The sequence below is a fragment of the Kitasatospora sp. NPDC057542 genome (genome assembly GCF_042801945.1).
GTDB lineage: Bacteria > Actinomycetota > Actinomycetes > Streptomycetales > Streptomycetaceae > Kitasatospora.
Genome location: NZ_JBHVFE010000285.1, coordinates 1 through 11,477 on the forward strand (window position 1 = coordinate 1; position 11,477 = coordinate 11,477).

The following is an 11,477-nucleotide window of genomic DNA, read 5'->3' on the forward strand; positions in this document are numbered from 1 at the left end:
CCCCCGTCGGGAGCGGCCCGGCCTTCCGCCGTGCGGTGCCCGCTACTTGATCATCCTCGCGGCTTCGAGGGCCCAGTAGGTGAGGATCTGCTCGGCGCCCGCGCGGCGGATCGAGGTGAGCGTCTCCATGATCATCCGCTCCCGGTCGATCCAGCCGTTCGCGGCGGCCGCCTCGACCATCGCGTACTCGCCGGACACCTGGTACGCGGAGACCGGCACCGGGGAGGCGTCGGCGACCTGCCGCAGGACGTCCAGGTAGGCCATGGCCGGCTTCACCATCACCATGTCCGCGCCCTCGGCGAGGTCCTGCTCCAGCTCGCGCAGCGACTCGCGGGCGTTGGCCGGGTCCTGCTGGTAGGTCTTGCGGTCGCCCTTGAGCGAGGAGCCGACGGCCTCGCGGAACGGACCGAAGAAGGCCGAGGCGTACTTGGCGGTGTAGGCGAGGATGCCCACGTCCTGGTGCCCGGCCTCGTCCAGCGCCCGCCGGATCACGCCGATCTGGCCGTCCATCATGCCGGACGGGCCGACCAGGTGGACGCCGGCGTCGGCCTGCACCCGGGCCATCTCGGCGTAGCGCTCCAGGGTGGCGTCGTTGTCGACGCTGCCGTCGGCGGCCAGCACGCCGCAGTGGCCGTGGTCGGTGTACTCGTCCAGGCAGAGGTCCGACATGACCACCAGGGAGTCGCCGACCTCGGAGACCACGTCCCGGATCGCCTGCTGGAGGATGCCGTCCGGGTTGGTGCCCTCGGTGCCGGTCGCGTCCTGCACCTCCGGGACGCCGAACAGCATGAGGCCGCCCAGGCCCGCCTCGGCGGCCTCCACCGCGGCCTTGCGCAGGGTGTCCCGGGTGTGCTGGACCACGCCCGGCATCGAACTCACCGGGACGGGCTCGCTGACGCCCTCACGGACGAACAGCGGCAGGATCAGCTCCGCCGGGTGCAGCCGGGTCTCGGCCACCAGGCGGCGCATCGCCGGGCTCTGGCGCAGCCGGCGGGGGCGTACGTACGGGAATTCAGCGGACACGGCTTCTCTCTCCGAACGGTTGTGCAGTGCCGGGGGCGACGGTCGGCCGCCCCCGGCCATGAGGGGTGTCAGCGGGCCTTGCGGCGCGAGCCGGGACGGCGCTCGCTGGGCCGGTAGACCGGCTCACCGGCGGCCGTCGCGGTGTCACGGCGCTTGGCTCCGAAGTCTGCCAGCGCCTGGGCCAGCGCGGCCGCCGACGGCGCCGGGGCCATCACGTCGACCCGCAGGCCGTGCTCCTCGGCGGTCTTGGCCGTGGCCGGGCCGATGCAGGCGATGACGGTCACGTTGTGCGGCTTGCCCGCGATGCCGACCAGGTTCCGGACGGTCGAGGACGAGGTGAACAGCACCGCGTCGAATCCGCCGCCCTTGATCGCCTCACGGGTCTCGGCCGGCGGCGGCGAGGCGCGCACCGTCCGGTACGCCGTCACGTCGTCGACCTCCCAGCCGAGCTCGACCAGGCCCGCCACCAGGGTCTCGGTGGCGATGTCGGCGCGCGGCAGCAGCACCCGGTCGATCGGGTCGAAGACCGGGTCGTACGGCGGCCAGTCCTCCAGCAGTCCGGCCGCGGACTGCTCGCCGGAGGGCACCAGGTCCGGCTTCACGCCGAAGTCCACCAGGGCCTGCGCGGTGGTCTCGCCGACCGCCGCGACCTTGATCCCGGCGAACGCGCGGGCGTCCAGGCCGTACTCCTCGAACTTCTCCCGGACGGCGCGCACCGCGTTCACCGAGGTGAAGGCGATCCACTCGTAGCGGCCGGTGACCAGGCCCTTGATGGCCCGCTCCATCTGCTGCGGGGTGCGCGGCGGCTCGACCGCGATGGTCGGCACCTCCTGCGGCACCGCGCCGTACGAGCGCAGCTGCTCGGACAGGCCGGTGGCCTGCTCCTTGGTGCGCGGCACGAGGACATTCCAGCCGAACAGCGGCTTGGTCTCGAACCACGAGTGCGAGGCCCGGTGGGCGACCTGCTCGCCCACCACGGCTATCACCGAGGTGGCCGGGTCGACCGGGGCGGAGACCGGCGAGGGCAGCACCCGGGCGGCCTTCAGGTCGGCCGCGATGCCGGAAAGGGCGGAGGTGAAGGTCCGCTGGCGGGTAGTGGTGCCGGAGAGCGTGGCGCTCAGCGCCGACTCCGGCTTGCGGCCGCCCGCGACCAGGGCGGTGGCGGTGGCGGGCAGCTGGCCCAGGGTGGTGCGGACCACCAGGGTGGTCTCCGGCGCACCCAGGTCCACCGGCTTGCCGGCCAGCAGCGCGGCGCCGTCCACGAAGCGCACGTCGGTACCGGACCCGGCGCGCAGCGGGACGCCCGCGTACGCCGGAACGCCGACCGACTGGGCGACGCCGGGGATCACCTCGAACGGGATCCCGTCGCCCGCGCAGCTGAGCATCTCCTCGGCGGCGCAGCCGTCCAGGCCGGGGTCGCCGTCGACGGTGCGGACCACGTGCTTGCCGGAGCGGACGGCCTCGGCGACCAGCTTGGCCAGGTCGAAGTCGGTGCCCTCGGCAGCTGGGGCGTGCACCTGCACGCCGGCCGGACAGTGGCTGCGCACGGCGGCGGCGGTCAGCGGGTCGGCGACCAGCACGTCGGCGGTGGACAGCACCTCGACCGCGCGCAGGGTCAGCAGGCCCGGGTCCCCGGGGCCCGCGCCCAGGAAGGTGCACCGTCCGGTGGCGGGCTGTCCCGCCGGGAACAGGGCGTCGGTGGCGGTGGTGGGGCTCATCGGGCTCGCTCCCCCATCAGGGCGGCCGCGCCCGCGGCGAGCAGCCGGTCAGCCAGCGCGCGGCCGAGGGCCGCCGCCTGCTGCTCGGCGGTCTCGTCGAGGACGATCGGACCGTTGGCGGACATCTTCAGCAAGGCGGTTCCGTCGGGGTCGCCGACCACGCCGTCCAGCCGCAGTTCGTTCTCCCGGCCCCAGGTGGCCAGCGCGGCCACCGGCGCCGAGCAGCCGGCCTCCAGGGTGGCCAGCAGGGCGCGCTCGGCGGCCACGGCGACCCGGGTGGGGGCGTGGTCCAGGGCGGCGAGCGCGGCGATCAGCGCAGTGTCGGCGGTGGCGCACTCGATCGCGAGCGCGCCCTGGCCGGGGGCCGGGATCATCAGCTCGGTGTCGAGGTGCTGGGATATCTCGGCGCTGCGGCCGAGCCGGTTGAGGCCGGCCGTCGCCAGCACCACCGCGTCCAGCTCGCCGCTGGTCACGAAGCCGATCCGGGTGTCCACGTTGCCGCGGATCGCGACGGTCTCCAGCTGGGCGCCGCGGGCGGCGGCCCAGGCGTTCAGCTGCGCCATCCGGCGGGGCGAGCCGGTGCCGATCCGGGCCGGACGGCCGGCGCCGGCGAGCTTCTCCACCAGCTCGTCCAGGGCCAGGCCCTCGGCCGCGACCAGGGCGTCCCGGACGTCCTCGCGCTCGGGGACGGCCGCCAGCACCAGGCCCGCGGGGGCGGCGGTGGGCAGGTCCTTGAGCGAGTGCACGGCGAAGTCGATCCGGCCCTCCAGCAGCGCGTCGCGCAGCGCGGAGACGAACACCCCGGTGCCGCCGATCTGCGCCAGCGACTCCCGGGAGGTGTCGCCGTAGGTGGTGATCTCGACCAGCTCGACGGGGCGCCCGGTGACCCTGGTCACCTCGCGGGCCACCATGCCCGACTGCGCCATGGCGAGGGCGCTGCGCCGGGTGCCGAGCCGCAGGGCCGCGGTGGCCGAGGGCTGCTCCGTGATCGGTTGACCATTCATGAGGTGATCGTCCCGGTGGTACTCGTGGGATGGCTGACGGTTCATCTGGTGCCCCCGGTCGAGGGCTGGGGCGCGCCGCCGAGGGGCGTGCCCGACACGGCGTGCACGGCCGCCGGGTCGAGGTCGAACAGTTCGCGCAGCGCCTCCGCGTAGGAGGCGCCGCCGGGCTCGGCGGCCAGCTGCTTCACCCGGACGGTCGGGGCGTGCAGCAGCTTGTCGACGACGCGGCGGACGGTCTGGGTGATCTCGGCGCGCGAGCGCTCGTCCAGGTCGGGCAGCCGGGAGTCCAGCCGGCCGAGCTCGGCGGCGACCACGTCGGAGGCCATCGAGCGCAGCGCGACCACGGTCGGCGCGATCCGGGCGGCCCGCTGGGCGGCGCCGAAGGCGGTCACCTCGTCGGAGACGATCCGGGTGACCTGGTCGACGTCGCCGGCGCCGGGGCTGGCGGCGTGCGCGTGGGAGAGGCTCTCCAGGTCGACCAGCAGGGCGCCGGCCAGCTCGTGCACGGCGTGGTCGACGTCGCGCGGCATGGCCAGGTCGAGCAGGGCCAGCGGCTCGGGCGCCCCGCGGGAGGCGACCGCGGCGGCCACGTCCGAGGCCTTGATCACCACGCCTGCCGCGCCGGTGCAGGAGATCACCAGGTCCACGTCGGCGAGCGCCTCCGGCACCTTGGCGAGGTCCAGGACCCGGGCCACGTCCGGGCCGAGGATCTCGACCAGCCGCTCCGCGCGGGCCGGGGTCCGGTTGGCGATCAGCAGGTCGGTCACGCCGGAGCGGACCAGGGTGGCGGCGGCCAGCGAGCTCATCGAACCGGCGCCGACCACCAGCGCGCGCTTGCCGGCGATCTCGCCCGCGCCCGCCGCGACCTGCTCCAGGCCGAAGGTGACCAGCGACTGGCCGGCCTTGTCGATGCCGGTCTCGCTGTGCGCCCGCTTGCCGACCCGCAGCGCCTGCTGGAACAGCTCGTTCAGGCCGCGCCCGGCGGTGTGCTCCTCCTGGGCCTTGGCCAGCGCGTCGCGCAGCTGGCCGAGGATCTGGCCCTCGCCGACGACCATCGAGTCCAGGCCGCAGGCCACCGAGAAGAGGTGGTGGACGGCGCGGTCCTCGTAGTGGACGTACAGGTGGGAGGTCAGCTCCTCCAGGTCCACCCCGCTGTGGTGGGCCAGTAGCAGCGACAGCTCGGCGACGCCGGCGTGGAACTTGTCCACGTCCGCGTACAGCTCGATCCGGTTGCAGGTGTTCAGCAGCGCGGCCTCGGCGACCGTCGCGGTGGCGGCCGCGTCGTGCAGCAGCCGGGTCGGCACCTCACCGGTCAGCGCGGCGCGCTCCAGCACCCCGACCGGGGCCGTGCGATGGCTCAGCCCTACGACGAGAAGGCTCATGCCCGCCCCCCACAGCTCTCGGTGTTCATGCGGGCATCACCGCGGAGAGATCCCCGTCGCCGCCCTTGGCGGACTTTTCCTTGGCCTGCTCGGCCTGGTCCTTGGCCACCGACTCGGCGGTGCCGCGGCCCTTGCCGCTGCCGCCGGCCGCCCGGCGCAACTTGGCCGCGGCCGCCCGGACCGGACCGGGGGCACGGTCCAGCACCGACTCGGCGCGGTCGTCCGGTTCCTCCCCGGCCTTGCGCTGCTCGTGGAAGGCGAGGATCTGGAGCTCGATGGACAGGTCCACCTTGCGCACGTCCACGCCGTCCGGAACGGCCAGCACGGTCGGGGCGAAGTTCAGGATGCTCGTAACGCCTGCCTCGACCAGCCGGTCGCAAACCTGCTGGGCGGCACCGGGTGGGGTGGTGATCACGCCGATGGAGACGTGCTGGCTCTCGACGATCGACTCCAGCTCGTCCATGTGCCGCACCGGCAGTCCGGCCGCGGTGGAACCGACCACGTTGGGGTCGGCGTCCAACAGGGCGGCCACCCGGAAGCCACGGGAGGCGAACCCGCCGTAGTTGGCGAGCGCGTGGCCGAGGTTCCCGATGCCGACGATGACGACCGGCCAGTCCTGGGTCAGGCCGAGCTCGCGGGAGATCTGGTAGACGAGGTACTCGACGTCGTAGCCGACGCCGCGGGTGCCGTACGAGCCGAGGTAGGAGAAGTCCTTGCGCAGCTTGGCCGAGTTCACGCCGGCCGCGGCGGCCAGCTCCTCGGAGGAGACGGTCGGCACCGAGCGCTCGGAGAGCGCGGTGAGGGCCCGCAGGTAGAGGGGCAGGCGGGCGACGGTCGCCTCCGGGATGCCCCGGGCACGCGAGGGTCGGCGCGCGGCGCCCTGGTCGGGCGTCTGCGAACTGCTCTGTGGTGATCGGCCGATTGCCACGGTGCTCCTGTGGGTGAAGCTGGGCTTTGGCAGCCAGGCTATGCGTTTGTGAACGTGTGCACAAAGATGGTGTCCGTTTTGTCCCTGCACAGTGATGCGCATCACGCCGTCGAACCCATAGCACCGGCCTGGGTCAGTACGACCTCCGGGGCCCGGGAACCGGGCAGCCAGGGGCCGTACGGCGCCTCCCGGCGCACCAGTGGGACGGCGGTGCCGGACGGGCGGGAGCGGGCCCGGCCCAGCCGGGGCCAGGGCACCCGGGCGGCCTCGCGCAGCGGGCCGGCCCAGTCGTCCGGCGGACAGGACGGGGCGCCCAGGCAGTGCCGCAGCAGCTCGGCGGTCACCCGGGCGTCGCCCAGTGCGGTGTGCGCCGGGTACCAGCCGAGGCCCGCCGCCTCCGCGCAGGCCGCCAGGCCGTGACTGCGGGCCTCCGGCAGGTGGGCGCGGGCCAGCCGCATCGTGCACAGCAGCGGGACGGGCGGCAGCGGCACCCCTATCCGGGCGAACTCGCGATCCAGGAAGGCGTGGTCGCAGCTGACGTGGTGGCCGACCAGCACCCGCCCGGCCAGCAGCTCCAACAGCCTCGGGGCGATCTCGCGGAAGCGCGGGGCACCCTCGACGTCGCACTGGCGTATCCGGTGCACATGGGTCGGGCCGACCGGGCCCAGCGGATCCAGCAGGGTGGCGAACTCCCCCTCGGGGCACAGCCGCGCGTCGAGCAGCACCACCGCGACCTCGACCACCCGGTGCCGCCACGGGCTGCGGCCGGTCGCCTCCACGTCCACCACGGCGAAGCCCCCGCCCCCGTCGCCGTCCAGGGCTCGGGGCGGCCCAGGGACAGGACCGGGAAGCATGGCGCACTCCTCGTGTGCTCAGCCCCCCCACGGGCGCAAACGCGTTCGATCGTAAGCCGACCGACCCGCCCCGCCCCAAGCCGGAACGGAGTGTCTTCGGCAACGATTCGGCGAACCGCCCCCGCCGAGTGGCGGGGGGTCGGTGCACGGACGAACGCCCGGTCAGGCCCCGCTCAACCGCCGAGGGCGGTGCGCAGACGGCGCTCGTCGACCCGCCAGAAGTCGTGCTGGCGGCCGTCGATCAGGGTGACCGGAATCTGCTCCCAGTAGCGGCGGTACAGCTCCTCGTCCTGGGTGATGTCCCGCTCCTCGAAGGACGCCCCCATCTCGCCCGTCACCCGGAGGATCACCTCGCGGGCCTCGTCGCACAGGTGACAGCCGGGCTTGCCGACCAGGGTCACGGTCCGGTCCGCGGGCTCGGGGCTCTTACGTCGCAGCAGTGGGCTCACCGCCCCATTCTCCGCCATGGTGCCCACCCGCCTCCGGGGCGCCCTGCACCCAGTGGAGCTGTTCACCTCGCGGGCACGGCTCCGTCACGGCCGCCGCGCCCTCGGCTGGCTATCCTCGATGACATGGCCGTGCTCAGAAGGCTCACCCAGGCGAGGCGTACCAGCAGCGAGCGGAACGCCCTGGCCGGCGAAGCCGCAGCCGCGGCAGCCGAGGGGGCGCTGCGGGCCGAGGCCGAGCCGGAACCCGCCGGCGGGCCGGAAGGCACCGCCGAGCCGGACGCGCCGGCCGCCGCCAAGCCCGGCAAGGCGCCCAAGGCCCCGGCCGAGAACCACACCCCGGACCGGGACGACCCCCGCGCCGCCGCCTTCTTCGACTGCGACAACACCATCCTGCGCGGCGCCGCGATCTTCTACCTCGGCGTCGGTCTCTACCGCCGCGGCTTCCTCACCCGCCGCGACATCGCCCGGTTCGCCTGGCAGCAGGCCTGGTTCCGGCTGCACGGCGCCGAGGACCCGGACCACATCTCGGACGCCAAGCAGTCCGCCCTCGGCATCGTGGCCGGCAAGCCCACCGCCGACCTGGAGGCGATCTGCGAGGAGATCTTCGAGGTCGTCGTGGCCGACAAGATCTGGCCGGGCACCCGAGCCCTGGTCCAGATGCACCTGGACGCCGGACAGCGGGTCTGGCTGGTCACCGCAGCCCCACTGGAGGTGGCCCGCATCATCGCCCGGCGGCTCGGCATGACCGGCGCGCTGGGCACCGTCGCCGAGGCCCGGGACGGCCGGTACACCGGCCGGCTGGTCGGCGACCTGCTGCACGGCCCGGCCAAGGCCGCCGCCGTCCGCGCGCTCGCCCGGCGCGAGCGCCTCGACCTCGACCGCTGCGCCGCCTACAGCGACTCGGCCAACGACATCCCGATGCTCTCGCTGGTCGGCCACCCGTACGTGGTGAACCCTGACGGCGCACTGCGGCGCCACGCCCGGACCCAGGGCTGGCGGGTGCGGGACTTCCGGACCGGGCGCAAGGCGGCCCGGGTGGGGCTGCCGGCGGCGGCCGCGCTCGGGGTGCTGGCCGGCGCGACGGCGGCCGGGGTGGCGCTGAACCGGCGCCGCCGCCGCGCCTGAACCTCCCGCGCCCCAGGCCGCGCGGGCCGCTGAAGGACACCCGGAGACCGCCCGGGCCGGCCGGGGGCCGTCAGGGCCGGCTCGCCCTGACGGGTGAGCGGTCGTCAACAGAGCCTCTGACCTGGCCCCTCTTACGGGCGAACTCCCCTTCACCGCAGGCAGTCCGATCCCCCTGTACGAATCTGTCGCCCGGCGACCGGTTCTGATCGTTCGCCAGGTCGGGGAAGTCAGGGGTTGCCGAGCCCCAAGGCTGGGAAACCGCCCCCCAGTCCCCCGAATTGGTCACCCTGAGCGCCTGTTCGATCACGTTGAGCCGGATGAACGATGACAGTTCCGGTCACTGTCGGCCGAATATTCACAACAAATGGATCCCAAATGACCACTTCGACCACACGGTGTAGCTGTCATTGCACAAAGCGTTATTCTCTCCTGGATGCACGTCACCCCGCGTCCCGCTCGAACGGTCGCTTCGGGGAGTGCTCTCCGCGCAGGCGGAGGTGATCCGTCCACAGTTCTGCCTCTGGGAGTCCCGTGTACCCACCCGTCCGGAACGACGCGCCTGCACCCTCCCGCCCGTCGTCCGCGCCCCTGCGCCCCCGCACCGGCCTCCGCGGCCGGCCGACCGCCGAGCGGCAGATCTTCACGGGCCTGGACCTGTTGCGCACCCTGCTCCGCAGCCAGCTCGCCGTCTCGCCCCAACCCGCGCTCGCCGGAGGATCGTTCGTCCAGCCGCTAGCACCCGGCCCGGCCCTGCGCACCACCGCCGCCGGCTCGGCCGGCACCGGCTCGCGCGGCCGCACCGGCACCGCCGGCGTCGGCCGGGGGCGCACCCGGACCGCACCCAGCCCCGGCTACGAGACCGAGCACAACCCGATCATGGAGCTGGTCGAGCGGGCCCAGGCCGGCGAGAGCGAGGCCTTCGGCCGGCTCTACGACCACTACGCGGACACCGTCTACCGCTACATCTACTACCGGGTCGGCAGCCGGGCCACCGCCGAGGACCTCACCAGCGAGACCTTCCTGCGCGCCCTGCGCCGGATCGGCACCTTCACCTGGCAGGGCCGGGACTTCGGCGCCTGGCTGGTCACCATCGCCCGCAACCTGGTCGCCGACCACTTCAAGTCCAGCCGCTTCCGGCTGGAGGTCACCACCGGCGAGATGCTCGACTCCAACGAGTGCGAGCGCAGCCCCGAGGAGTCGGTGCTGGAGTCGCTCTCCAACGCCGCGCTGCTGGACGCGGTGCGCCGGCTGAACCCGCAGCAGCAGGAGTGCGTCACCCTCCGCTTCCTGCAGGGGCTCTCGGTGGCGGAGACAGCCCGGATCATGGGCAAGAACGAGGGCGCCATCAAGACCCTCCAGTACCGCGCCGTCCGCACCCTGGCCCGGCTGCTCCCGCCCGACGCGCGATGAGCCGGCCCGGGGACGGCGCCGCCGCCCGATGGCCCGGCCGGCCGTCACCGTCCACGCCCGGCCGACACGTCAGGGTGAACGGTCGGTCCGATGATCAGCCGTGCGTAACCGACCGCCCGCACCGCTCGTTGGCCAGCGTGCAAGCCCCCACCGGGCGTACGGTCAAGTCGAATTGCGGCCTATCACCCGATGGAGTGGCTTTGGCCAGCCGGGGCAACCGTCCGGCAGGCCGGGGTGTCGACAACGACGAAGGGAGGTGTGGCCCGTGACGGCAAACGTGCTGGAGCACCGGCGGGCGAAGGCCTTCGCCGAGGCGCTGGAGGCCCATCAGGCGGAGCAAAGCGCTGCGGCCAACGCCGAATCGGACAACGCCACTGCCACCGGCGCCGGTTCGGTCGCAAGGGCCGAACTGGTCGGCCTGACCGACGCGCTGCGGGCGCTGCCCGGGCCGGTGCTGGACCGGGAGGTCCGCACGGTCCAACGCGCCCAGCTGATGGCCGCGTTCGAGCAGGCCTTCGCCGACGGGACGGGCACCCCGGTGCCCCGCCAACGCCGCCACCGGGCGATCCGGACGGCGCCGCGCGGCCGCTGGAGCCGCCGGTTCGCGATCGGCGGACTGGTCGCCGGGCTCGCCGTGGGCAGCCTGGCCGGCGCCGCCGCGGCCAGCTCCAACGCCCTCCCCGGGGACACGCTGTACGGCCTCAAGCGCGGGCTGGAAGGACTCCGGCTCGACTTCGCGGGCTCCGACTCCGAACGCGGCGAACTGCTGCTCGACAACGCGGCCACCCGGCTCGGCGAGGCCAAGACCCTGGTCGGCCGCACCGGTCCGGCCGGCGCGCTCAGCCCGGCCACCGTCGAACAGGTCCGCCGCGCCCTGGACGACATGCACGCCGACGCCCTCAAGGGCCGCGAGCTGCTGCGTTCGGTCTACCGCAGCAACGGCTCGCTCGACCCGATGCGGGCCCTGGCCGGGTTCGCCCACGACGAGGACGGCCGGTGGAGCGAGCTGCAGGGCAGGCTGCCCGTCCAGCTCACCCGGCAGGCCGACCTGGTGAACCGGCTCTTCGACGACATAAGCGAGGACGTCGCGCCCCTGCGCCTGGTCCTGCCCCCCGCCGAGAGCGGTGGCACGGCCGGCTCCGGAGCGGGCGACGGTTCGTCCGGCTCGACCGGGGGTTCCCCGGCCGGCTCCCCCGCGGCCGGCTCCGGCACCACGGCCGGCGCCGACAGGGCCCCGGGCTCCGGCGCCGGCAACCGCCCCGGCGCCACCGAGCACGCCCCGACCGGCTCCGGCTCCGGCGCCTCCGGCAAGGGCGGCGTCCTGCCGGACACCCTGCCCAGCAGCGCCCCGGATGCCGTCAACGGCCTGGTCGGCGGCCTCACCAGCGGGCTCACCGGCACCAAGCCCTCTCCGAGCGCCGACGCGGCCCCGCCGCAGGCACCGCGGCCGACCACGCCCGGCGCCCCGAACGCGGCCCAGCCGCAGGGCGTCGAGGTGCCCCCGCTGCTCCCGGACCTGCTGCCCGGGCTGCACATCCTGGGCGGCTGACGGCAGGTCGGCGAGGGCCCGGCGGAGTGCGATAT

The 11,477-nt window shown here is 74.3% G+C and carries 10 protein-coding genes; 3 read left to right on the forward strand and 7 right to left on the reverse strand.

Annotation, left to right across the window (positions count from 1 at the left end; translation table 11 throughout):
• Positions 1-42: 42 nt before the first annotated feature.
• The 7 genes from hemB to ACFU7Y_RS29130 all read right to left on the reverse strand — a co-directional run bounded on the left by hemB (position 43) and on the right by ACFU7Y_RS29130 (position 7,376).
• The gene (gene hemB / locus ACFU7Y_RS29100; protein ID WP_224282941.1) at positions 43-1,023 is read right to left on the reverse strand and encodes a porphobilinogen synthase; all 981 of its coding nucleotides are present in this window, start codon (positions 1,021-1,023) and stop codon (positions 43-45) included.
• A 68-nt stretch (positions 1,024-1,091) separates the two neighbouring features.
• On the reverse strand, positions 1,092-2,741 hold the full coding sequence (locus ACFU7Y_RS29105) for a uroporphyrinogen-III synthase (RefSeq protein WP_380770174.1): 1,650 nt from the start codon (positions 2,739-2,741) through the stop codon (positions 1,092-1,094).
• Positions 2,738-3,745: a hydroxymethylbilane synthase gene (gene hemC, locus ACFU7Y_RS29110; RefSeq protein ID WP_380770175.1), complete on the reverse strand. Its 1,008-nt coding sequence runs from the start codon at positions 3,743-3,745 to the stop codon at positions 2,738-2,740. The genes ACFU7Y_RS29105 and hemC overlap by 4 nt, the downstream gene beginning before the upstream one ends.
• 41 nt (positions 3,746-3,786) lie before the next feature.
• Positions 3,787-5,127: a glutamyl-tRNA reductase gene (locus tag ACFU7Y_RS29115; RefSeq protein WP_224282938.1), complete on the reverse strand. Its 1,341-nt coding sequence runs from the start codon at positions 5,125-5,127 to the stop codon at positions 3,787-3,789.
• 25 nt (positions 5,128-5,152) lie between these two features.
• Positions 5,153-6,055: a redox-sensing transcriptional repressor Rex gene (locus tag ACFU7Y_RS29120; RefSeq protein ID WP_224282937.1), complete on the reverse strand. Its 903-nt coding sequence runs from the start codon at positions 6,053-6,055 to the stop codon at positions 5,153-5,155.
• A gap of 101 nt (positions 6,056-6,156) precedes the next feature.
• Positions 6,157-6,909, reverse strand: coding sequence for an exonuclease domain-containing protein (locus tag ACFU7Y_RS29125; RefSeq protein WP_380770177.1), 753 nt, complete (start codon positions 6,907-6,909; stop codon positions 6,157-6,159).
• Between the two features lie 173 nt (positions 6,910-7,082).
• The gene (locus tag ACFU7Y_RS29130) at positions 7,083-7,376 is read right to left on the reverse strand and encodes a glutaredoxin family protein (protein ID WP_380770179.1); all 294 of its coding nucleotides are present in this window, start codon (positions 7,374-7,376) and stop codon (positions 7,083-7,085) included.
• Positions 7,377-7,481: 105 nt separating this feature from the next.
• Here ACFU7Y_RS29130 and ACFU7Y_RS29135 point away from each other — a divergent pair, with 105 nt between their 5' ends.
• The 3 genes from ACFU7Y_RS29135 (at position 7,482) to ACFU7Y_RS29145 (ending at position 11,442) form a co-directional block, all read left to right on the forward strand.
• Positions 7,482-8,483, forward strand: coding sequence for an HAD family hydrolase (locus tag ACFU7Y_RS29135; RefSeq protein WP_380770180.1), 1,002 nt, complete (start codon positions 7,482-7,484; stop codon positions 8,481-8,483).
• 588 nt (positions 8,484-9,071) lie between these two features.
• Positions 9,072-9,893 carry an ECF subfamily RNA polymerase sigma factor, BldN family gene (locus ACFU7Y_RS29140; protein WP_380770182.1) on the forward strand — a complete coding sequence of 274 codons (822 nt, stop codon included), beginning with the start codon at positions 9,072-9,074 and terminating at the stop codon, positions 9,891-9,893.
• 265 nt (positions 9,894-10,158) lie between these two features.
• Positions 10,159-11,442 (forward strand): DUF5667 domain-containing protein, encoded by a 1,284-nt coding sequence (locus tag ACFU7Y_RS29145; protein WP_380770181.1) that lies wholly within the window; start codon positions 10,159-10,161, stop codon positions 11,440-11,442.
• Positions 11,443-11,477 lie beyond the last annotated feature (35 nt).